General features: G+C 66.3%; 18 protein-coding genes and 1 tRNA gene. 16 read left to right on the forward strand and 3 right to left on the reverse strand.

Translation table 11 applies throughout. The annotated features are described in order from the left end of the window. Nucleotides 1–284: 284 nt before the first annotated feature. The 3 genes from FGU64_RS02710 to FGU64_RS02720 all read left to right on the forward strand — a co-directional run bounded on the left by FGU64_RS02710 (nucleotide 285) and on the right by FGU64_RS02720 (nucleotide 3,368). Nucleotides 285–2,177: a murein L,D-transpeptidase gene (locus FGU64_RS02710; RefSeq protein WP_139950771.1), complete on the forward strand. Its 1,893-nt coding sequence runs from the start codon at nucleotides 285–287 to the stop codon at nucleotides 2,175–2,177. A gap of 136 nt (nucleotides 2,178–2,313) precedes the next feature. Next, nucleotides 2,314–2,388: transfer RNA gene (locus FGU64_RS02715), tRNA-Val, on the forward strand. Between the two features lie 155 nt (nucleotides 2,389–2,543). Beyond that, nucleotides 2,544–3,368 carry a DUF2189 domain-containing protein gene (locus FGU64_RS02720; RefSeq protein ID WP_139950772.1) on the forward strand — a complete coding sequence of 275 codons (825 nt, stop codon included), beginning with the start codon at nucleotides 2,544–2,546 and terminating at the stop codon, nucleotides 3,366–3,368. An 82-nt stretch (nucleotides 3,369–3,450) separates the two neighbouring features. Here FGU64_RS02720 and FGU64_RS02725 read toward each other — a convergent pair whose 3' ends face one another. Then, a complete protein-coding gene (locus FGU64_RS02725; RefSeq protein ID WP_246671227.1) occupies nucleotides 3,451–5,328 on the reverse strand; it encodes a pilus assembly protein TadG-related protein in 1,878 nt (625 codons plus the stop codon). Between the two features lie 297 nt (nucleotides 5,329–5,625). Between FGU64_RS02725 and FGU64_RS02730 the strand changes: the two genes are divergently transcribed. Together FGU64_RS02730 and FGU64_RS02735 are read left to right on the forward strand one after the other, a co-directional pair. After that, nucleotides 5,626–6,489 carry a TIGR01459 family HAD-type hydrolase gene (locus FGU64_RS02730; protein ID WP_139955247.1) on the forward strand — a complete coding sequence of 288 codons (864 nt, stop codon included), beginning with the start codon at nucleotides 5,626–5,628 and terminating at the stop codon, nucleotides 6,487–6,489. 6 nt (nucleotides 6,490–6,495) lie between these two features. Then, nucleotides 6,496–7,479 (forward strand): bifunctional riboflavin kinase/FAD synthetase, encoded by a 984-nt coding sequence (locus FGU64_RS02735; protein ID WP_139950774.1) that lies wholly within the window; start codon nucleotides 6,496–6,498, stop codon nucleotides 7,477–7,479. Between the two features lie 100 nt (nucleotides 7,480–7,579). Here FGU64_RS02735 and FGU64_RS02740 read toward each other — a convergent pair whose 3' ends face one another. After that, entirely contained in the window at nucleotides 7,580–8,140 is a 561-nt protein-coding gene (locus FGU64_RS02740; protein ID WP_139950775.1) for an HdeD family acid-resistance protein, read from the reverse strand. A gap of 179 nt (nucleotides 8,141–8,319) precedes the next feature. Between FGU64_RS02740 and FGU64_RS02745 the strand changes: the two genes are divergently transcribed. The 3 genes from FGU64_RS02745 (at nucleotide 8,320) to FGU64_RS02755 (ending at nucleotide 13,196) form a co-directional block, all read left to right on the forward strand. Continuing rightward, on the forward strand, nucleotides 8,320–9,126 hold the full coding sequence (locus tag FGU64_RS02745; protein WP_139950776.1) for a MipA/OmpV family protein: 807 nt from the start codon (nucleotides 8,320–8,322) through the stop codon (nucleotides 9,124–9,126). A gap of 233 nt (nucleotides 9,127–9,359) precedes the next feature. Beyond that, complete coding sequence (gene ileS, locus FGU64_RS02750) at nucleotides 9,360–12,338, forward strand: isoleucine--tRNA ligase (protein WP_139950777.1); 2,979 nt, start codon at nucleotides 9,360–9,362, stop codon at nucleotides 12,336–12,338. A gap of 192 nt (nucleotides 12,339–12,530) precedes the next feature. Then, on the forward strand, nucleotides 12,531–13,196 hold the full coding sequence (locus tag FGU64_RS02755; RefSeq protein WP_136355798.1) for a hypothetical protein: 666 nt from the start codon (nucleotides 12,531–12,533) through the stop codon (nucleotides 13,194–13,196). 56 nt (nucleotides 13,197–13,252) lie between these two features. Here FGU64_RS02755 and FGU64_RS02760 read toward each other — a convergent pair whose 3' ends face one another. Next, nucleotides 13,253–13,699 (reverse strand): nucleoside deaminase, encoded by a 447-nt coding sequence (locus FGU64_RS02760; protein ID WP_139950778.1) that lies wholly within the window; start codon nucleotides 13,697–13,699, stop codon nucleotides 13,253–13,255. A gap of 74 nt (nucleotides 13,700–13,773) precedes the next feature. On the opposite strand from FGU64_RS02760, the gene FGU64_RS02765 reads away from it, so the two are divergent. From FGU64_RS02765 to FGU64_RS02800, 8 genes are all read left to right on the forward strand, one after another. After that, nucleotides 13,774–15,828 carry a pseudouridine synthase gene (locus tag FGU64_RS02765; RefSeq protein WP_139950779.1) on the forward strand — a complete coding sequence of 685 codons (2,055 nt, stop codon included), beginning with the start codon at nucleotides 13,774–13,776 and terminating at the stop codon, nucleotides 15,826–15,828. Next, on the forward strand, nucleotides 15,828–16,382 hold the full coding sequence (gene rsmD, locus FGU64_RS02770) for a 16S rRNA (guanine(966)-N(2))-methyltransferase RsmD (RefSeq protein WP_139950780.1): 555 nt from the start codon (nucleotides 15,828–15,830) through the stop codon (nucleotides 16,380–16,382). The genes FGU64_RS02765 and rsmD overlap by 1 nt, the downstream gene beginning before the upstream one ends. A 112-nt stretch (nucleotides 16,383–16,494) precedes the next feature. Next, the gene (locus FGU64_RS02775) at nucleotides 16,495–17,865 is read left to right on the forward strand and encodes a pitrilysin family protein (RefSeq protein WP_139950781.1); all 1,371 of its coding nucleotides are present in this window, start codon (nucleotides 16,495–16,497) and stop codon (nucleotides 17,863–17,865) included. After that, nucleotides 17,865–19,223 carry a pitrilysin family protein gene (locus tag FGU64_RS02780; protein WP_139950782.1) on the forward strand — a complete coding sequence of 453 codons (1,359 nt, stop codon included), beginning with the start codon at nucleotides 17,865–17,867 and terminating at the stop codon, nucleotides 19,221–19,223. Before FGU64_RS02775 ends, FGU64_RS02780 begins: the two co-directional genes overlap by 1 nt. Beyond that, nucleotides 19,220–20,065: a patatin-like phospholipase family protein gene (locus FGU64_RS02785; protein WP_139950783.1), complete on the forward strand. Its 846-nt coding sequence runs from the start codon at nucleotides 19,220–19,222 to the stop codon at nucleotides 20,063–20,065. The genes FGU64_RS02780 and FGU64_RS02785 overlap by 4 nt, the downstream gene beginning before the upstream one ends. Before the next feature lie 78 nt (nucleotides 20,066–20,143). Then, a complete protein-coding gene (locus FGU64_RS02790; protein WP_139950784.1) occupies nucleotides 20,144–21,487 on the forward strand; it encodes a TldD/PmbA family protein in 1,344 nt (447 codons plus the stop codon). Continuing rightward, on the forward strand, nucleotides 21,474–22,280 hold the full coding sequence (locus FGU64_RS02795; RefSeq protein ID WP_139950785.1) for a 3'(2'),5'-bisphosphate nucleotidase CysQ: 807 nt from the start codon (nucleotides 21,474–21,476) through the stop codon (nucleotides 22,278–22,280). Before FGU64_RS02790 ends, FGU64_RS02795 begins: the two co-directional genes overlap by 14 nt. Nucleotides 22,281–22,455: 175 nt before the next feature. After that, nucleotides 22,456–22,701 (forward strand): DUF4170 domain-containing protein, encoded by a 246-nt coding sequence (locus FGU64_RS02800; protein WP_136355816.1) that lies wholly within the window; start codon nucleotides 22,456–22,458, stop codon nucleotides 22,699–22,701. Nucleotide 22,702 lies beyond the last annotated feature (1 nt).

The raw sequence follows: 22,702 nt of genomic DNA on the forward strand, positions 1-22,702 counted from the left end.
CCGTCTGGACTCCGTTCATGCGGCCAGAACGGATTGATGGCATAAAGCTGCTGCCGTCGCCATTGCAATTGCGTCGTCGCCGCGACGCAGCTGCGGTGCGCATCCTGCTCCCGGCGGTTGTCGCGATAGGGTGACACCGCAAGTGGTATCGAAGGCGGAAAGTTCACCGAAGCTTAACCAAATCGGGTTGAATCGATATAGTCGCGCCACACATCCGCCATTCCCTTGGCGAGATCGTAGAGCCGGCGGAACGGGATCCGGCAGAATGCCGGAGAGGGTGATCCATGAAGGTTTTCTGGAAGACGAGCGTGCTTGTGCCCGCGACCGCGCTGGCCGCGACGCTGGCGCTGGGCGCGCCGCAGGCGGGTGCGCAGACCTTCCTCGATATGCTGTTCGGCGGCCCGGTGCGGCAACAAAAGCCGCTCAAGGGGGAATTTCCGCCGCCGCCGAAGCGGGCGCCCAAGGTCGCTCCCGCCCGGATCTCGGCGCCCAGCTACAACACCTACAAACCCGACCGGCTGGTGCGTGTCGATTTCGCGGCACTGGCCACGCCGCAGACGACCGGAGCAACGACCGCCGACGCTACCCCGCAGGCCGCCGCGTTCCAGCCCCAGCCGGACGGCGCCGCGTTCCGCCAGGCGCTGGCGGGGCTGGACGGCTATGAGCTGTTCGCCGAATCGGGCATCGCCAAGGCGCTGGTTTCTTATTACTCCGCCAACCCGGACTTCATCTGGGTGACGGGCACGGAGCCGAACGCGCGCGCCGCCGAGGCGCTTCGCGTCCTCAACGACGCGGCGAGCTACGGCCTTTCGCCCGCCGACTACACCGTGGACCTGCCGCCCGCGGCACAGACCGCCGGCGATGCCGCCGTGCGCGCCAACGAGCTGATTCGCTTCGAGATGGCGCTGTCGGCGCGGGTGCTGCGCTACATCCACGATGCCCAGGACGGCCGCATCGACCCCAACCGGATTTCTTCCGGCTATTACGATTTCCCGGACAAGCCGCTCGACATGGCGGCGACGCTCCAGGCGCTCTCCCATACCACACAGGTGCAGACCTACCTCGAATCGCGCCATCCGCAGAACCCGGAATACCAGGCGCTGCGCACCGAACTCGAAGGCCTGCGCGCCAGCGAGGAGAACGAGATCGTCGTCGACCCGAAGCTGCTGCTGAAGCCGGGCGAGACGAGCGCCGAGCTGCCGAAGCTGCTCACGTTGATCGCGCGCGATCTCGACGACGACATGGGCGGCGCCTACGGCGAGACCCTGTCGCGGCTGGTGGGCAGCGAAACCTACGCTCCCGAACTGGTGCCCGTCATCGAGGCGGCGCAGAAGAAGGCCGGTCTGAAACCCGACGGCGTCATCGGGCCGCGCACGGTTGAGGCGCTGGCCGGTAGTTCGAAGGCCGACCGGCTGGCCAAGGTGCAGTATGCGCTGGAGGAATTGCGCTGGATGCCCTCCGACCTCGGCAGTCCGCGCGTCTTCATAAACCAGCCCGCCTTCACCGCTTCCTACATCGAAGGCGGCGAGGAAAAGCTCAAGATGCGCGCCGTCATCGGCAAGGTGACCAACCAGACGGCGTTCTTCTACGACACCATCAAGACGGTGAACTACCATCCCTATTGGGGCGTGCCCCAGTCCATCATCGTCAACGAGATGCTGCCCAAGCTGCGTTCCGATCCCGGCTATCTGGACCGCGCCGGCTACGAGGTGACCGATTCGCGCGGCAAGCGCATCCCGTCTTCGGCGATCAACTGGGGCGCCTACGGCGCCAAGGTTCCCTACAATGTGCGCCAGCAGCCGGGCGAGGCCAACGCTTTGGGCGAACTGAAGATCCTGTTCCCCAACAAGTTCGCCATCTACATGCACGACACGCCGCAGAAGTCCTTCTTCAAACGGGATATGCGCGCCTTCAGCCATGGCTGCGTGCGGCTGGAGGACCCGCGCGGCATGGCGGCCGCCGTGCTCGGCAAGAGCGTCGACTACGTCGCCGACAAGCTGAAGGGCGGCCATTCGGAGGAGAAGGTGACGCGCAACGTGCCCGTCTACGTCGCTTATTTCACCGCATGGCCGACCATGTCGGGCAAGGTGGAATATTTTCCGGACGTCTACGGCCGCGACGCGAAGCTTCAGCAGGCCATCGACGCCACCGCAGAGGTGCGCGCGCCGACGAGCTGAGAGTCCGTTTCGAAATTCGCTCCGGCAAGCCGCCCGACGGCCGCGGGAACAGAATTTCCAGACCGGCTCTGAGGTGTTGACTTAAGGAGCTGCCCTCCCTTATATCGCGGCGCGCTTCGGCCTTCGGGCTGCGGGCGGGCGATTAGCTCAGCGGGAGAGCACACCCTTCACACGGGTGGGGTCGTAGGTTCAATCCCTACATCGCCCACCATTCTTCTTTCGCTTCTTACCGAGTTGTGATCGTCCAGCGGGCCGCAAGGCACGACAAGCCGCCTCCGATCGGCTATCATCCTTCCCGTTCAGCAAGTGGCAGCCTCGGGCGGCCACCATGGCGGTGACCGTCCCCGCAGCATCGGGAGGATGGTTATGGCCAGCTTTCATGTCATGGCGGACGCGCGCGGCATGCGTGTTCAGCCCGTCGTGCGTCGCATTCATGTCGCCGATCTCTGGGACGCGCTCCGGCTGGGAGCCCAGGATTTCTGGGCCAAGCCCTCGCATTACGTGTTCCTTTGCCTGATCTACCCGATCGTCGGCCTGATCCTGACCCAGTGGTCGACGGGCTCGAACGCCATCCATCTCGTCTATCCGCTGATGACCGGCTTCGCGCTGGTCGGCCCGTTCGCCGCGATCGGCCTCTATGAGATCAGCCGGCGGCGCGAACTCGGCATGAATTCGAACTGGCACCATGCGCTGGACGTGCGCCATTCGCCGGCGCTGCCGTCGATCGCCGTCATCGGCGCCTTGCTGGTGGTGATGTTCCTGCTGTGGCTGTTCACCGCGCAATCCATCTATACGAACCTTTACGGCGACACGGCGCCGGCCTCGATGACGGGCTTCCTCAACGAGGTTCTGACGACGGAGCGGGGCTGGCGGCTGATGCTGCTCGGCAATGCCGCCGGGCTGGTCTTCGCCATCGTCGTGCTGGCCACGACCGTCGTCGCCTTCCCCCTCATGCTCGACCGCGATGTCGGGGCGGTGGCGGCGATAGAGACGTCGGCGCGGGCGGTGATTGCCAATCCGGGGCCGATGGCGGTCTGGGGGCTGACGGTCGCCGTTCTCCTGGTCATCGGCTCCATACCGCTGTTCGCCGGGCTGGCGGTCGTCGTGCCGATCCTCGGCCACGCCACCTGGCATCTTTATCGCAAGGTGGTCGAACCGGAGCGCGGCCAGCCGATCCGGCGGCCGATGTAGGCTAGTTCGCCCGAAAGCAGAAAGGCCGGCCCGTTCAACCGGGCCGGCCTTCGTATGGCAAAGGATTGGTCGGTCTGCCTTGTCAGCCGACGATGCGCAGGTTGGAAAGCTCGTCGGCGATTTCCTTGAACTTGTCGGAAAGGTCGGCGCCGGTGGCGTTCCAGTAGAGTTTCGCCGGCTTGGACGGGTCGTCGGGGTCCTTGCGGTAGCGGGACTCGGAGGCGCACGACTTCAGGCCGTCGATCTGCGATTGCGCCGCCGCCCTCTCGCTTGCGCTGGAGAGTTTGCTAGGATCGATGTCCAGCGACACCGTCATGATGAGGATCTTGGAATCCTTGGCATTCTGGCACAACGTCGCCATCTGCTCGTTCATGGCCTTGGTGTAATTGCTGTTGTCAAAGGCGCCGCTGCCGCTTTTCACGACGTTGCTGCTGGTGTTGAGAAACATGCGGGGCGAGTATCGGCTGTCGGCGTTGTAGGGAGCCATGAAGCCGTAGTCCGCGTAGGTGGATTTGGTGCCGGCGCTGTCGGAGCCCCATCGCAGGGAGTCCGGCGTGTAGTAGGTGTTGGCGCCGTCGGTCAACACGATGACGACCTTGTCGTTGCCTTTCTCCGTCTCGGGCCGGCCCTCTGTGAAGGGCGCTCCGCTGGAGACGACACGCCAGCCCCAGGCCAGGCCGCTGCCGACGCTGGTGGCTCCCTGCGGCTCCATGGCGTCGATGGCGTCCTTGACCTTGGTCATGCCCGCCACGTTGGTCACGTCCGTAAGCGGCGTGATGGGCTGCGTGGAACAACTGGCGTTCGGGCCGGTATCCATGCCGGCGGGCTGCGTCCTGTAGGGCGCGACGTAGCCGATGGTCGGCAGGTCGAAATATTTCGGCATATAGGCTTGTCGGACGCGCGCGGAACTGTTGGTCGAGATGTCGTTCCAGTAATATTTTTTGCTGTTCCGCTCGTAGAGGAACCAGTCGTTGTAGTCGCCGGTGACCTGGTCGGGAGCGAACATCGGCACGAACATCGTGGCGGGGTTGGACGGGTTTGCCGGCGCGTCATTGACGTCGTAGGGGCTGGGGCGCTGCTCCACGCAGCCAGCCCAGGACGAATAGGGGGCCTTTTTCGTCTGGCCGCTGTCGGTGTAGTACTTCATCTCGTCGAACAGCGTGAAGCGCGTCACCTTCTTGTCGACCTGATCCGTCCCCCAGTCCGACCCCTTTTTTTCGTAGATGCCGGTGACAGCGTTCTTGATGACCCTGCGGTTGGATGTGTTGTTGCTGTTGCCGAAGCTCGTCCAGTCGAAGTTCTCGTGGTGGATCGGCGAGATGCCGTCGAGATCGAGCCATGTCGCCTTTTTCACGTAATAATTGTCGGGACCGACATTGACCGAGGCCGAGAACGGCACCACCCCGAACCGGACGGGCTCCGCCACCTGCTTGATCATCGCGGCCTGTCCGGCCAGCGTGACGATCAGTTGCTTGGCGGCGGCTTTCAGGAGATCGATGCGCTTCTTGCCCGAGCCGGTGCCGTAATAGTCCATGGAGCCCGAATTATCGAGCACCAGCGCGACCTCGACCGTGTTCTTCAGCTGGATTTCGGAACTCGCGTCGAACGTAAGCGCCTTGCTGTCCTGGCCGACGAGCATGGCGGCGACAGGCAGGAAATAGGGGTCGTATTTCAGCGTGGCCGTCAGTTTCAGCGTGCCGCCGCCGGTATTGTCCCTCGGCAGGAGCACGTTCAGCTTGACGTTGGAGGGGGGCACGGCGCTGAGGTTGGCCATGAAGAAATCGTTGGCGTAGGTGATCGCCTCATCATCGGAGGCGCCCGACGATATATAGCGGGCCGTGGCGATCCCCGCAGCGTCGAGTGCGTTCAGCGTATCCTGTTTTTCACGCACCATGCCGGTGTAATCGACCGCCAGCGCCACCGCACCCATGATGGGAGCCAGGGCAAAGGCCGTCAGCATGCCAAAGTTGCCTCGCCGATCTTTCCAGAAACTGCGCAACATGATTTTGATCCCGCCACCCACGCGATGGCGGCAACATCGCAGAAAACCTTAAATTTCAGGTTCCTGAAATGCCGGTAAAGCTGAACGCGCCGTTGCACCTTCGTTAACCCTGTCGCATGCGGATCGCCTCGCACCGGTTCGGCTGGTATCGCGATGCGCGGGGCGAAAGCTGGTGACAGGATGGAAAGCTTCGGTTAATTCGGGCTGCCGGCCGTCCGCCGGCACTATCCGGAAGCATGGCGCATGGGACGCGGTATGGCGCAGTTGCCCGAAACGATCGGTTCTCTCGATGCGCTCAGCTCCCGCTATGCGGCGCTGCTGTGCGACGTGTGGGGCGTGGTCCACAACGGCGAGACGCATTTTCCGGCTGCCGCCGCCGCCTTGCAACGCGCGCGTGCGGCCGGGCTGGCGGTCGTGCTCATCACCAATTCGCCGCGGCGCAGCGCCGACGTGGCGGCGCAGATCCGCGCCATCGGCTTTCCGACCGAGGCCTTCGACCGCGTCGTCTCGTCCGGCGACGTCACCCGCGACCTGATCGCCCAGGGGCCGCGCAAGGTGCTGCATATCGGTCCGGACCGGGATTTCAGCCTTTATGACGGGCTCGACGTCGAACTGGTCGAGGAGTTCGAGGCGCAGGCTGCCGTCTGCACCGGCCTCTACGACGACGAAACCGAGACGCCGGAGGATTATCGCGACCTGCTCATGCGGTTGCGGGCGCGGAACCTGCCGTTCATCTGCGCCAATCCCGATATCGCGGTGGAGCGGGGCGAGCGGCTGATCTGGTGCGCCGGCGCGATTACCCGCGACTATGCCCAACTGGGCGGCCGTACCCTGATCGCCGGCAAGCCGCACGCGCCGATCTACGACGTCGCGCTGAGGGTGGCCGGCGAGGTGCTCGGCCGCGAGCTTGAGCGCGGCGAGGTGCTGGCGATCGGCGACGGCATGATGACGGATGTGAAGGGTGCCGCCGACAACGGCTTCGACGTGCTCTACGTCTCCGGCGGCCTGCATGCGCGCGAATACGGCGAGCCGTCGGCGCCCGATCCCGTGCGCCTTGCCGCCTTCCTGGAAACGCATGGCGGCTACCGTCCGGTGGCGATCATGCCGAAGCTGCGGTAGGCGTCCATGGCAGGCTCGTTCATGCACCTTCCGGCCGATGCGCCGCTGCCGCAGCACCTGCGCGGCGGAGTCGTGGCCATCGGCAATTTCGACGGCGTCCATCGCGGCCACCAGGCCGTGCTCGGCCGGGCGCTGGAGGAAGCGGCGCGGCGCGGCGTGCCGGCCCTGGTGCTGACCTTCGAGCCGCATCCGCGAAAAGTGTTCCGGCCGGACCAGCCGCTGTTCGTGCTGACGCCGCCGCCGATGAAGGCGCGGCTGCTGTCGCTGCTCGGCTTCGATGCCATGGTCGAGCAGGCGTTCACGCGCGCCTTCGCCGCGCAGTCGCCCGAAACCTTCATCACCGACGTGCTGGAGCGGTGCCTCGGCGTCACCCATGTCGTCACCGGCTTCGATTTCCATTTCGGCAAGGACCGCCAGGGCGGGCCGGCCTACCTCATGGAAGCGGGCGAGCGGCACGGCTTCGGCGTGACGCTGGTGGACGCGTTTCGCGATGAGGGCACGGAAGTCATCTCCTCCAGCCGCATCCGTGCGCTGCTGACCGAGGGGGACGTGGCCGAGGCAGCCGGCCTGCTGGGTTATCGTTTCACCGTCGAGGCCGAGGTCGTCGGCGGCCAGCAGCTTGGCCGCACGCTCGGCTTTCCGACCGCCAACATGGCTTTGCCCGCCGATACGGCCCTGCGGCACGGCATCTATGCGGTGCGCTTCCGCCGCGCCGACGGCACGCTGCACGACGGCGTGGCCAATTTCGGCCGCCGCCCGACCGTCGACGACAACGGCGCGCCGCTTCTGGAAACCTTCCTGTTCGATTTCTCCGGCGATCTCTACGGCGAGACGTGCGCGGTGTCGCTGTTCGGCTGGCTGCGCGGCGAAGAGAAGTTCGACGGGCTGGATGCGCTGGTCGCCCAGATGAAGCGAGACGACGCGGAAGCGCGGGCGCTGCTTTCAGGCGTGCGCCCGCTGTCCGGGCTGGACGGAAAGGTTGCTTTCTAAAGCATGTCTCCCGAAAGTGGGACCCGGTTTCGGGACGAAGACATGCGTAAAATCAAGAATCTAAAGCGTGGGGAGCGAATCTGAAAGATCGCGACACGCTTTAGATCGCCTTCTTCAACGCCAGGCCGAAGGCGATGAAGGTCCAGCCCTGGAACACCAGGTCGATGGCCAGGAACAGGCCGAGCACCCACAGGCTGTTGACCGGCCAGTGCATGGCGATGACCAGGCCGGCAAGTGCGGTGACCACGCCGGCGGTGACGATCCAGCCCGAACCCTTTTCCGACCAGTGCTGGTAGCCGACCCAGACCCGAAGCAGCCCTGCGGCGATCAGCGCGACCGCCAGTAGGAATGTGAACACCGTCGAGGCGAGCAGTGGATTGTAGAAGGCGAAGAAGCCGGCCACGGCGTAAAGCAGGCCGGACAGGAACCAGTAGAAGAACCGTCCCCACGTCTTCACGCCGAACGAATGGACGATCTCGATCGCGCCGGCGAACAGCATGAGCCAGCCGATCATGTAGACCGAGGCCACCGTGGCGATGAACAGGTTTCCGAAGGCGATGCCGCCGAAGATGAGCAGCAGCACGCCGAGCGCGATGAACCAGCCCCATTTGTCGCGGGTTTCGCCGATGGTTTTTTTCAGGGAGTCGCCTTGCAGTGTCATCGTTCCAGTCTCCGCCGCAGGAAGTTGAACCACGGCTGAAAAGCTAGCGCCGGTTGTGGTTGGCGTCCATGGGCAAGTTCGCGGCGGCCAGTTCCCGTGGATCGAGGGGAATTAAATCAAATTTTACGGAATCCGAGGCAAGGCTTCCGTCAACGGCAAGTTGTGCGTAAGGTGCCAGAATGACTCGTTCTTCGATGGTGGCTGCGGCCTCGGCTCTGCTTTTGATGGCGCCGGCGGCAGCCGGGGCGGGCGAGGGGGCATCCGGCTGGCTTTCCGGCGATTGGTATCTGACCGTCGGCGTGATCGGGCTCGTCGCGCCGAATTTCGAGGGCAGCAAGAAGTATCTGCTCAGCGCCCAGCCGATCATTTCGCTCGGCAAGGCCGGCCCTGAAGCGCGTTTCTCCTCACGCAACGACAACATATCGCTGGCGCTGGTCGACGACGGCCATGTGCGCGCCGGCCTGACCGGCAAGTTCCTGTGGGGACGCGACAACTCCGCCGACGAACTCAAGGGGCTGGAGCCGGTGAAGTGGGGCGGCGAGGCCGGCGGCTTCTTCGAGTTCTATCCCACCGACTGGATGCGCGTGCGCTCCGAAATCCGCCACGGCATCCGCTCCCATAGCGGCGTCGTCGCCGATTTCGCCGCCGACGCCTTTTACGACGTCACGCCGGACGTCCGTATTTCCGGCGGTCCGCGCCTGTCGCTGGCGACGGCAAAGTATTTCGATGCCTATTACGGCGTCGACGCGGCGGAATCGGCTGCTTCCGGTCTCAGCGAATACCATCCGGGCAGCGGGCTGAAATCGGTCGGCGTCGGCGGCGCTATCACCTGGAAGGTCACCGACCCGATGACGGCGAGCCTGTTCGGCGAATATTCCCGCCTGATGGGGCCGGCCGCCGATTCCAGCCTGGTGAAGGAACGCGGCTCGCCCGACCAGTTCATGATCGGCGTCTCGACCTCCTATCGTTTCGATTTCTCGATGTGACGGCTTTATTCCAGCCGCTTCATCCGCTAGAAGCCGGCCCATGACGTTCCGGCGTGCCACCGCGATACGAATTACCGGCCCGGTGTTCCGGGCGGCCTAAGGGTCATAGACCTGAGACGCCGCCGGAGCCGCCGGGATTTTTCGCGCGACGAACCCCTCGCGCTTTTTCCAGAACATGATAGTTCAACGCCCGGGCTTTTCGCGGCCTTTGGGCCAACGCATATGGCAGACCGATGACCGACACCGCCGACACGATCGACTATTCCAAAACGCTTTACCTGCCGCAGACGGAGTTTCCGATGCGTGCCGGCCTGCCGGAGAAGGAGCCGCTGCTGGTCAGGCGCTGGCAGGACATGAATCTCTACCGGCGCCTGCGCGAAACGTCGGCCGGCCGGCCGAAATACGTGTTGCACGACGGCCCGCCCTACGCCAACGGCAACATCCATATCGGCCACGCGCTGAACAAGATCCTCAAGGACATCATCAACCGCTCCTTCCAGATGCGTGGCTACGACGCCAATTACGTGCCGGGCTGGGATTGCCACGGCCTGCCGATCGAATGGAAGATCGAGGAGGAGAACTACCGCTCCAAGGGCAAGGCCAAGCCCGACCTCACCGATCCGGCGGCGATGATCGAGTTCCGCCGCGAATGCCGCGCCTATGCCGAGCACTGGATCAAGGTGCAGGGCGACGAGTTCCAGCGGCTCGGCGTCATCGGCGATTTCAAGAACCCGTACCTGACGATGAGCTACCACGCCGAGGCGCGCATCGCCGGCGAACTCTTGAAATTCGCCACCAGCGGCCAGCTCTACCGTGGCTCCAAGCCGGTCATGTGGTCCGTGGTGGAACGCACCGCGCTGGCCGAAGCCGAGATCGAGTACCACGACTACGAGAGCGACACGATCTGGGTGAAGTTCCCGGTGGCCGGGGGCTCCGGTGACTTCGCCGGCTCGTTCGTCGTCATTTGGACGACCACGCCGTGGACCATCCCCGGCAACCGCGCGGTCGCCTACTCTCCGCGCATCGCATACGGTCTCTATGAGGTCACGGCCGCCGAGAACGATTTCGGCCCGCAGCCGGGCGAGAAGCTGATCTTCGCCGACGCTCTGGCCGATCCCTCGGCCGAGAAGGCCAAGGTCACCTTGAGCAGGGTTCGCAACGTTTCCGCTGAAGAGCTTGGAAGCCTTACGCTTTCTCACCCTTTCAAGGGCCTCGGCGGCAGTTACGGATTCGCGGTGCCGATGCTTGCCGGCGACCACGTCACCGACGACGCCGGCACCGGTTTCGTCCACACCGCGCCCGGCCATGGCCGCGAGGACTTCGAGGCGTGGATGGATCATGCCCGCGAGTTGCAGGGCAGGGGCATCGACCCGGCGATCCCGTTCACCGTGGACGACGGCGGCTACTTCACCAAGGACGCGCCCGGCTTCGGTCCGGATCGCGAGGGCGGCCCGGCGCGCGTCATCGACGACAACGGCAAGAAGGGCGATGCCAACAAGGCCGTCATCGAGGAACTGATCGCCCGCAATGCGCTGTTCGCGCGCGGCCGGCTGAAGCACAGCTACCCGCATTCGTGGCGTTCCAAGAAGCCGATCATCTTCCGCAACACGCCGCAGTGGTTCGTCTACATGGACAAGGCGCTGGGCGGGTACGGCCTTTCCACGGAAGGGAAAGCGGTTGCCTCTGGCGAATCCGACACCCTGCGCAACCGCGCGCTGAAAGCCATCGACGACACGCGCTTCGTGCCGGCGGCCGGGCAAACCCGGTTGAGGGCTATGATCGAGGAGCGGCCGGATTGGGTGCTGTCGCGCCAGCGCGCCTGGGGCGTGCCGATCGCCGTCTTTGCCGATGCCGACGGCAACGTCCTGAAGGACGAGGCGGTCAACGCCCGCATCGTCGAGGCCTTCGAGAAGGAAGGCGCCGACGCATGGTTCGCTGCCGGCGCGCGCGAGCGCTTCCTCGGCTCCCGCGCCAACGAACCTTGGGTCATGGTCAAGGACATCCTCGACGTCTGGTTCGATTCCGGCTCCACGCACACCTTCACGCTGGAGGACCGGCCCGACCTGAAATGGCCGGCCGACGTCTATCTCGAAGGCTCGGACCAGCATCGCGGCTGGTTCCATTCCTCGCTGCTGGAAAGCTGCGGCACGCGCGGCAGGGCGCCCTACAACGCCGTCATCACCCATGGCTTCACCATGGCAGAGGACGGCCGCAAGATGTCGAAATCGCTGGGCAACCAGGTGTTTCCGCAGGACGTCATCAAGCAATCGGGCGCCGATATCCTGCGCCTGTGGGTCGCCACCACCGACTATTGGGAAGACCAGCGCCTCGGCAAATCGGTGATCCAGACCAACGTCGACGCCTATCGCAAGCTGCGCAACACGGTCCGCTGGATGCTGGGCACGCTGGCGCACGACGAGGGCGAGGACGTGCCGCTGGCCGAGATGCCCGAACTTGAGCTGCTGATGCTCCACCGTCTGTCGGAATTGGACGAGATCGTGCGCGCCGGCTACGACGCCTTCGACTTCAAGCGGGTCGCCAAGTCGCTGCTCGATTTCATGGTGGTGGACCTGTCGGCCTTCTATTTCGACATCCGCAAGGACGCGCTCTACTGCGACGGGCCGTCGAGCGTGAAGCGCAAGGCCGCCTTGCAGGTGGTGCGCCACCTGTTCGAGTGCCTGACGAAATGGTGGGCGCCGATCCTGCCGTTCACCACCGAGGAGGCGTGGCTGGACCGTCACCCCGAGGCGCAGTCGCTGCATCTCGACCAGATGCCGGACATGCCGGCGACCTGGCGTAACGAGGCGCTTGCCGGAAAATGGCGTAAAGTCAGGCAGATGCGGCGTGCCGTTACCGGGGCGCTGGAAATCGCGCGTGCTGAAAAGCGCATCGGCTCGTCGCTGGAGGCCGTGCCGGTGGTCTATCTCGGCGACCGCAAGCTGGAACAGGAACTCGCCGGCGTCGACATGGCCGAGATCGCCATCACCAGCGGTCTCGTCTTTTCCTATGATGGCGCACCCGTCGATGCTTTCAGGCTCGACGACGTCGAGGGCGTCGCCGTGGTGGTCGAGCGGGCCGAGGATCAGGGTCTGCGCAAATGCGCGCGGTCCTGGCGCTACACCGACGATGTCGGTTCCGACCCGGCGTTTCCCGACGTGTCGGCCCGCGACGCCGCGGTGCTGCACGAACTGCAGGCGCTCGGCCGCCTGTAGGCGGTGCACAAATGTCACGGCCGGATCGATAAGACCGGCCGTGCGTTGCCCCCGGCTGGCTGTTGAGATAAACACGCCCGAGCCGTGCCGGACAACGTGCAAGACAAATTGTCGCCGGATTTCCGTTGGATGAGCGGGCGGGAACGACGCCGGCAACGGCGGCACGGCAGAGAGCGAGAGTGGGATTTGGGCATGAACCACGGACATTGCAGGCGCGCGGCTCTTGTGGCGCCGCTTGTCGTCTCGGCGCTGGCACTGGCCGGATGCATGAGTTCGCCCACCTACGGCACCGACAAGACGGCCAGCGAACAGCTCGTCGGCGACCTCAGCAGCGCCCTCTCGCTGGCGCCGCAGGAGCGCGAGCACATCGACTACAGGCCGCGTCCCGAACTGGTGAAACCGGCGCCGGGGCAGAAGGAATCGCTGCCGCAGCCGCAGGACAGCATCACCCAGACGGCGAGCGCCCAGTGGCCCGAGTCGCCGGAGCAGCGACGCCAGCGCTTGCGTGACTATGCCACCGAGCATCGGGGCGATATCAACTACGATCCGCAGATCGTCAACGATATGGGGGCCAAACCGGAAGTGCCCCAGCAGGTGACGAACGGCCCCGGTTCGATCACGACGAAGAGTTCCGGCAACGGAACGGCGCGCCGCGCCGAGATCAATCGCCGCCTGGCCGAGAGCAGGCAGGGCGATCCGACGACGCGAAAGTATCTGAGCGAGCCGCCGCTGACCTATCGCCAGCCCGCTGCCGATGCTCCGCAAGACGACATCGGCGAGGACGAATACAAGAAGGAGCGCCGCCTGAGGGCGGAGGCGAAGGGTAAGAGCAGCTGGGGCGACTGGTGGCCCTGGTAAGGGCGGTCGCGTAAGGATCGCTGCCCGTCGGGCAGACGGCCCCGCGAGGCTTTTCGTCAGCGCCGACTGCCGAAGAATGTCCTGAGCATTGCCGCCGATTCGACTTCACCCAGGCCGGCATAGACGTCCGGGACGTGGTGGCAGGTGGGCTGGGCGAAGAAGCGCACGCCGCTCGTCACCGCGCCGCCCTTGTCGTCGGCGGCGCCGAAGTAGAGCCGCCGCAGGCGCGCGAAGGAGATGGCTCCCGCGCACATGGTGCAGGGCTCCAGCGTCACATAAAGGTCGCAGCCGTTGAGCCGTTCGCTGGCAAGCGCGCGGCAGGCTTCGCGGATCGCCAGCATCTCGGCATGCGCGGTCGGATCGGCGAGCTCGCGGGTGCGGTTGCCGGCCGAGGCGACGACCGTGTCGCTCTGGGTGACGACAGCGCCGATCGGCACTTCGCCGCGCGCCGCCGCCGCTTCTGCCTGTTCCAGCGCCAGGGCCATGAAATTCGGTCGTTTCACGCGTTGTCGGGTCCCGATTAGCCTCGCCTCCCGGCGACGATCCTGTTATCTAGCCGCGCAAACGGGCAAAGACCATGGACGATAGAGACAACAAACCGCCGCGCGGCCGCAAGCCGGGCGGACAACGCCCCTCAGGTGCAGGCCATTCCGGCCCGCGCTCCCCTGGCGCCGGCAAGGGCGGCAAGCCCGCCTTTGGCGGCGGCAAGAAGCAATTCGGCCAGCCGCGCACGGCTGCCGGCGGGGCGGAGCGCGATTTCAAGCGCGACCGCAAGCCCTACAAGCCGCGCGAAGAGCGAAGCGGCGAGCCCGGCGAACGGCCGCAGCGCGCCTTCGCAGGCGAGCGTCCGTTCCGCAAGGATGCGACGGCCGAAGGCGGGGAGGCGCGGCCTTTCCGCAAGCCGTATCAGAAGCGCGAGGAAGGCGACCGCCGACCGTTCGCCGGCGACAAGCCTTACCGGACGCGCGAGGGCGGCAAGCCCTACGAAAAGCGCGATGAAACACGCAAGCCGTTCAGGCCGCGCGACGAGCGCCCCGAAGGCGAAAGGGCAGGCGGCGGATTTCGCGGCGATCGCAAGCCGTTCCAGAAGCGCGACGGGGACGACAGGCGACCGTCCGGTCCACGCCCGGGCCGTTTCGAGCGCAGCGCGGCGCGCGGCGATACCGATGCGGTGCGCGGCGAACGCCCGCCGCGGCAATTCTCCGACGGGCCGAGGCCGCCGCGCAAGCCGTACGACAAGCCCGCAGGCGGAGAGCGGGAGGCTCGCTTCGACAAGCCCAAGCGCGACTTCGGCGACCGCCCGAAGCGCGATTTCGAAGATCGCCCCAAGCGTGACTTCGGTGACCGTAAGCCCGGCGGCTTCAGGTCCCGTCCGCGCATCGAGGATGCGGCCGAGGAAAGCGGCGAGCGCATCGCCAAGCGGCTGGCGCGCGCCGGCATCGCCTCGCGCCGCGACGCCGAGGAACTGATCGCCGCCGGCCGGGTGAAGGTGAATGGCAAGGTCGTCGAGACGCCCGCCTTCAACGTCTCGGCAAGCGATGTCATCCATCTCGACGGCATGGAGATCCCGCCGGTCGAGCGCACGCGCCTGTTCCTGTTCCACAAGCCGGCCGGCGTGGTGACCACCAACCGCGACCCGGAAGGGCGCAAGACCGTGTTCGACGTCCTGCCGGTCGACCTGCCACGGCTGATGACGGTCGGGCGGCTCGACATCAACACCGAGGGCCTGCTGCTTCTGACCAATGACGGCGGCCTGTCGCGTGTCCTGGAACTGCCGGCCACCGGCTGGTTACGCCGCTACCGCGTCCGCGTCCACGGCAAGGTGGAAGAGCAGGCTCTGGCGGGCTTGAAGGACGGCATCGCCGTCGACGGCGTCTTCTACGGCGCGGTCGAGGCCTCGCTGGAGCGCACGCAGGGCACCAACGCCTGGCTGACCATCGGCTTGCGCGAGGGCAAGAACCGCGAGGTGAAGAACATCCTCGGCGCGCTCGGCCTCGACGTCACCCGGCTGATCCGCATTTCCTACGGGCCGTTCCAGCTGGGCGAACTGCCGGAAGGCCATGTGATCGAGATCAAGGGGCGCACGCTGCGCGAACAACTCGGCGAACGGCTGGTCGAGGAGTCCGGCGCGAATTTCGAGGCCGACGTGCTGAAGCCTTTCTCCAACAAGCCGGTGCGCCGGACGGAGCCGAGGCCGGAGCAGCCTGAGCGCACGCGGCCCATGCGCGACGGCAACCGCCAGCCGATCGGCGAAGGCGGGCTCATCAAGGCGCGCAAGCGCCGCGAAAACAGCCGCGACGAGGCGCTTGGCAAGCTTTCGACCCGGCCGGAACGAGGCGGCTTCGGCGAAAAATCCGGGTTCGGCGGCAAGCCGGGCCGCGATTTCTCCGACAAGCCTAACCGGGGCCTCGACCGTGGCCCGGCGCGCGGCGGCAAACGCGAGCTTGACGAGCGCCCGATGGACCCGCCCGGCCAGCGCCGTGCCAATGTCTGGATGGCGCCGGGGGCGAGGCCGCAAAGCAAGAAAGCCGAGGGCGAAGAAAGCCGCAAGCCACGCAACGCCCGGCCGCCTCGCTCCGGATCGGGTGGCGACCGGCCGCGCCCGAAGCCGGGCGGACCGAAGAAGCGCTGATGCGCATCGTCGGCGGCGCATTGCGCGGCCGGCCGTTGGCCACGCCGCGCGACCAATCCATCCGGCCGACCACCGACCGCGCGCGCGAGGCCGTCTTCAACGTGCTGGCGCATCGCTTCGCAGATCGGCTGGAGGGCGCGCGGGTGCTCGACCTGTTCGCCGGCACAGGCGCGCTCGGCCTCGAGGCGCTGTCGCGGGGGGCTGGCTTTGCGCTCTTCATCGAGGAATCGGCGGAAGGGCGCGGCCTGATCCGCTCCAATGTCGAGGCCTTCGGGCTGACCGGCCGCACCAAGATCTTCCGCCGCGATGCCACGGCATTGGGCGAAGCGGGCACGATGGCGCCTTTCGGTCTGGTCTTCGCCGATCCGCCATACGGCAAGGGGCTGGGGGAGCGCGCGCTGCGCTCGGCCGCCGACGGCGGCTGGCTGGCGCCCGGCGCCCTGTGCGTGGTCGAGGAGGCGGCTACCGCTCCGTTCGAGCCGGGAACCGGCTTCGCGATCATCGACGAACGCGGCTACGGCGAAACCGTCATCCGCTTCATCGAGGCCGAATGACGGCGCTTTGCCCGACTTCGGCCGCGTTTGCCGGGCAGATGACGGATAATTCATTTCCCGCGCCTTTGCGCCCAACCTATCGTTTCGCAATGATTTTCCACCGGAGTCGTCGATGACAATGCTGGCCGCGCGGCTCCGCTCCTGGTTCGTCGTTCTGGTGCTGGCGGCAGGCTCCGTCGTTCCGGCGGCGGCCGAACAGAAGGCCGGGCAGGCCGATATCACCGATTTCACCCTCGCCAACGGCATGCAGGTGGTCGTCATTCCCGACCGCCGCGCGCCGATCGTCACCCATATGGTCTGGTACAAGGTGGGCAGCGCCGACGAGCCGCCCGGCAAATCCGGCATCGCCCATTTCTTCGAGCACCTGATGTTCAAGGCGACGAAGACCTATCCGGAAGGCGCCTTCGATAAGGCCATCGCGGCCATCGGCGGCAGCAACAACGCCTTCACCTCTTACGACTACACTGCCTTCTATGAGACCGTGCCGCCTGCGGCGCTGGGCGAGATGATGGCGTTCGAGGCCGACCGGATGCGCAACCTCATCCTCGACGACAAGACCATCGTCACCGAGCGCGACGTTATCCTGGAAGAGCGCCGCGCCCGCGTCGACAACGATCCGAGCTCCCTTCTGGAGGAGGAAGTGGACGCCACGCTGTGGCAGAACCAGCCCTATCGCATCCCGGTCATCGGCTGGAAGCAGGAGATCGAGAAGCTGGACCGCGCCGACGCGCTGACCTTCTACGACCACTATTATCGCCCCAACAACGCGATCCTCGTGGTGGCCGGCGACGTCGATGCCGAGACGGTGCGGGCGCTGGCGCAAAAGTCCTACGGCAAACTGGAGCGCGGGCCGGACCTGCCGCCGCGCATCCGCCCGGTCGAGCCCGAGCAGAACTCGCGCCGCACGGTGACGCTGACCGACGCGCGCGTCGGCGAGCCGAGCTTTTCGACGCAGTGGGTGGTGCCGTCCTACCATACGGGGAAACCCGGCGAGGCCGAGGCGCTGGACCTGTTGTCGGAAATCCTCGGCGGCGGCCCGCGCAGCCGGCTCTACCAGGAACTGGTGGTGAGGAAGAAGATCGCCACCAGCGCCGGCGCCTCCTTCCAGGGCAACATGCTGGACGATACCAATTTCGCCGTTTACGCCGAGCCGCGCGACGGCAACAGCGTCGCCGATGTCGAAGCGGCGGCGAATGCCGAGGCGGCGCGCATCGCGACCGGCGGCGTCACCGAAGAGGAACTCGACCGCGCGAAGGACCGTTTTATCCGCTCGACCGTTTTCGCCCGCGACAGGCAGGATGCGATGGCCAACATGTATGGCGCGACGCTCGCCACAGGCGGAACGATCGAGGATATCACCGGCTGGCCCGATCGCATCCGCAAGGTTACCGCTGAGCAGGTCAAGACGGCCGCCGCGCGTTATCTGGTGCCGGACCGCTCGGTGACGGGCTATCTTCTGCCCAAGACGCAGGTGGCCAACTGATGGAAGCCGCTCCGAAGCCTCTCCATGCACGCCTTGCTCTCGGCGTCGCCACGCTTTTCCTGTCGGCTTTCTTCCTCGTCCTGCCGGCGCTTTCGGCGCGTGCGGCCGTCGCCATACAGGAAGTGAAATCGGACAAGGGCGTCACCGCCTGGCTGGTCGAGGATTACACCGTGCCGATCGTGGCGGTGCGTTTCGCCTTCGACGGCGGTTCGACGCAGGACCCGCCCGGCAAGGAGGGACTGGCGAACCTGATGACCGGCCTGTTCGACGAGGGGGCCGGCGATCTCGACAGCGACGCCTTCCAGACGAGCCTCGACGACGCCGGCGCCGAGATGAGCTTCAACGAGACGCGCGACGCCGTCTACGGCTCCATGCGCATGCTGGCGGAGCGCAAGGACAAGGCTTTCGACCTGCTTCGGCTGGCCATCCAGCATCCGCGCTTCGACAAGGCGCCGATCGACCGCATCCGCGCCCAGATCGTCGCCGGCATCGTTTCTGGCGCGCGCGATCCCGATACGGTCGCCGCCCGCAAATGGGCCGAGGCGATCTATGGCGGCCATCCCTATTCGCGCTCCGCACAGGGCACGAAAGAAAGCGTCGCTTCGCTGACCGCCGAGGACCTGCACGCCCTGCACAAGGCGCTGTTCGCCCGCGGCGGCCTGCATATCGCGGTGGTCGGCGCCATCGACGCGGCGACGCTGAAGCGCAAGCTGGACGAAGTGTTCGGCGACCTGCCGGCGGAGCCGGCACTGCAAGCCGTGCCGGACGCCGAGCTCAAGCTCGGCCAGCGCATCGAGGTGAATTACGACCGCCCGCAGACCTCGCTGCAGCTGGCCTGGCCGGGCGTTCCCCGCGATGCGCCGGAATTCTATGCGGCAGCCCTGATGAACGAGATCCTCGGCGGCGGCACCTTCACCTCGCGGCTGTTCAAGGAAGTGCGCGACAAGCGCGGGCTCGCCTACAGCATCAGTTCCGGGCTGATGAACAGCGAGCATTCGTCCTCGCTGGTGATCGGCACGGCCACCCGTTCCGACCGCGCCGCCGAGACGCTGGCCGTCATCCGCGAGGTGGTCAAGGGCATGGCCGGGCAGGGACCGACCGAGGAGGAACTTGCCGCCGCGAAGGCCTATACGGTCGGCGCCTACGCCATCAACAACCTGGATTCCTCCGCGTCGATCGCCTCGACGCTGGTCGAACTGCAGATCGAAGGGCTGGGCATCGACTATATGCAGCGGCGCGCCGGCTATATCGACGCGGTGACGCTGGACGAGGTGAAGGTCGTCGCCAGAAAGCTTCTCTCGGTCGATCCCGCCGTCATGGTCGTCGGCCCGCCGTTGCCCGACGGGAGCAAGGGATGAGCCCGACCTTCGGCATCGCCTTCGGCGGCGGCGGTGCGCGCGGCCTTGCCCATATCCATGTCATCGAGGCGCTGGACGAGCTGGGCATCCGCCCGGTCGCCATCGCCGGTTCGTCCATCGGCGCCATCATGGGGGCCGGCATGGCCGCCGGCATGAAGGGCCGGGACATCCACGACCATGCCCGTTCCATTCTCGGCACGCGCGCGCAGGTGGCAAGCCGCATGTGGAGGGCGCGGCCGGGCAGCTTCGCCGAAGCGATGCAGGGCGGCCTGCATGTCAGCCAGTTCAACGTCGAGCGCATCCTCAAGGCGTTCCTGCCGGAAGCCGTTCCGGACCGTTTCGAGGACCTCGCGATTCCGCTGAAGGTGACGGCCACCGACTATTTCGGCCATGAACTGGCGGTCTTCGACAGCGGCGACCTGCATTCGGCGCTTGCCGCCTCGGCGGCGATACCGGCCGTCTTCCGGCCGGTATCGCGTGACGGCCGCCTGCTGATCGACGGCGGCATCTATAACCCGGTGCCGTTCGACCTGATCGAGCGCGACGCCGACATCGTCGTCGCCGTCGACGTCGTCGGCGCGCCTTCGGAGGCCGAGCGCAAGCGGCCGAGTTCGGTCGACCTGATGTTCGGCGCCACGCAGCTGATGATGCAGTCGATCATCGCCAACAAGCTGATGCAGTGCCGCCCGGATATTTTGATCCGGCCGCCGGTCTCGCGCTTCCGCGTCCTCGATTTCCTCAAGATCGACGCGGTCATGGCGGAGACGGTTGCCGTGAAGGATGAAGTGAAGCGCGAGGTCGAGCGGGCCCTGGCCGCGCACTACCAGCCGCAGAAGCACTGAGGTGCAGCCGGCGGCGCCCGCCATTGCACAAGCCGGATCGGAACAATAGATGGTGGTCCGGGAAACAGGAAAGTGGACATGACCGACAGGCTGGATTCGGCCAAACTCACCGATCGCGTCGCGGCCCTCGTCGAGGCCGCCACGCGCGCCGGCGCCGATGCGGCCGATGCCGTGGTGGTGCTCGGCCGCTCCACCGGCGTCTCGGTGCGGCTGGGCAAGGTGGAAAACACCGGCGCTTCCGAGAACGAGGACGTGTCCCTGCGCGTGTTTGTCGGCAAGCGCGTCGCCTCGGTGTCTGCCACCGCCGCCTCCGACCCGAAGGCCCTGGCGGAACGCGCCGTGGCGATGGCGAAAGTCTCGCCGGAGGACCCGTATCAGGGATTGGCCGATCCGGCGCTGCTCGCAAAGGCGCCGCGTGACCTTGACCTTTTCGATGCCACCGAGGTGTCGGCGGAGCAGTTGAAGAACGATGCGCTGGCCGCCGAGGAAGCAGCCCTTGCCGTGAAGGGCGTGACCAATTCCGCCGGCAGCGGCGCCAGCGCCGGCATGGGCGGGCTGGTGCTCGCCACCTCGCATGGGTTTCTCGGCCAGTATGTCGCCACCCGCTTCTCGCGCTCCGTCAGCGTTATTGCCGGCGAGGGCACCGGCATGGAGCGCGACTACGAATTCTCCTCGCGCCAGCATTTCTCCGATCTCGACGCGCCCGACTGGATCGGCCGTTCGGCCGGCGAGCGGGCGGTGAAGCGGATCGGCGCGCGCAAGGCCGCGACCGGTCCGGTCGACGTGGTGTTCGATCCGCGCGTGGCGCGCGGCATCGCCGGCCACCTTGCCGGTGCGGTCAACGGCGCTTCGGTCGCCCGCAAGACCAGCTTCCTGCGCGACATGATGGGCAAGCAGGTGGCGTCCGCCGCCGTCACCGTCACCGACGAGCCGTTGCGCGTACGCGGCCAGGCGTCGCGGCCGTTCGACGGCGAGGGCGTCGAGGGCGAGCGGCTGCTGCTGGTCGAGAACGGCGTCTTGAACCACTGGACGCTTTCCACCTCGGTCGGGCGCGAACTCGGGCTGGCGACCAACGGGCGCGGCGCGCGCAGCGGCTCGCAGGTGTCGCCGTCCTCCACCAACCTCGCCATCGAGCCCGGCAGCCGCACGCCGCGGGACCTGATCGGCTCGCTGAAATCCGGCTTCTACGTGACGGAGGTGTTCGGGCAGGGCGTCAACATGGTGACGGGCGAGTACAGCCGCGGCGCTTCCGGTTTCTGGATCGAGAACGGCGAACTCGCCTATCCGGTGTCGGAGGTGACCATCGCCTCCAACCTCAAGACGATGTTCCTCGCCATGGAAGCCGCGAACGACCTCGACCGCAATTTCGGCACCGCGGCGCCAACCCTGATGATCGCAGGCATGACCCTTGCCGGAAGCTGAGACACGAGCGCGGATCGATCCGGACGCCGACCTTGCCCTGCTGCTCGACGCGGCGCGGCAGGCGGGCGCGATCGCCTTGCGCTATTTCGGCAGGGACCCGCAGGTCTGGATGAAGGAAGGCGCTTCGCCGGTCAGCGAAGCCGACTATGCCGCCGACGCCTATTTGCGCGAGACGTTGCTCGCCGCCCGTCCCGACCATGGCTGGCTGTCGGAGGAAACCGCCGACGATCCGGCCCGGCTGAAGGCGCGGCGCCTGTTCGTCGTCGATCCGATCGACGGCACGCGCGGCTTCCTTGAAGGGAAGGACACCTGGTGCGTCAGTGTCGCCCTTGTCGAGGACGGCCGCACCATCGCCGGTGTGCTCGAATGCCCGGCCAAGCGGGAAACCTATTGGGCAGTGCCGGGGCAGGGCGCGTTCTGCAACGGCAGGCGTATCACGGTGCGCGCTGACTCGGCGCGGCCCGACGTCGCCGGCCCGAAGCCGATGCTGGACGCCTTGCCGCCGGAGTGGAGCGAGCGCATCCATCGCGCCGCCTACGTTCCCTCGCTCGCCTACCGGCTGGCGATGATCGCCAACGGTTCGCTCGACGCGACCTTCGTAAAGCCGAACGCGCATGACTGGGACATCGCCGCCGCGGACCTCATCCTGCACGAAGCGGGCGGGCGCCTGCTCGACCGTGAAGGCCGCCGGCCCCGCTACGGCGGCGCGGAAATCCGCCACGGCGCGCTCTGCGCGGGCAGCGGCGCGCTGCTGAACGTCATGGCCGGGATCGTTGCCGGCTACGGTCGTTGATATTTCAATGGTTTCAAAGTGACGCGCTTTGTTCTAGAGCATTTTGCAGCCGGGCGGAATCGTCTGGCGTCGCATGAATGCGGCAAGGGAAATCAGGCTGGAGCAGCGGCATCGCGTTCGCCGGAACGCACGCTGCTTTGAAGCGCCCAAATCGAAAAGATGCGAAGGACGGTCCATGACCGGCGAGAATGCGAACAAGCAACTGCTTCACCTCGTCTTCGGCGGCGAGCTGAAGACGCTCGGCGGGACGGAATTCCGCGACCTCGACCAGCTCGATATCGTCGGCATCTATCCCGACTACGAGAGCGCGAAGACCGCCTGGAAGGCCAAGGCGCAGGCAAGCGTCGACAACGCCCACATGCGCTATTTCGTCGTGCATCTGCACCGCCTGCTCGACCCCGAAAGCAAGGCCGGCGCTTGAC

Origin of the sequence: Mesorhizobium sp. 8, from assembly GCF_006351905.1 — a bacterium.
GTDB lineage: Bacteria > Pseudomonadota > Alphaproteobacteria > Rhizobiales > Rhizobiaceae > Mesorhizobium > Mesorhizobium composti.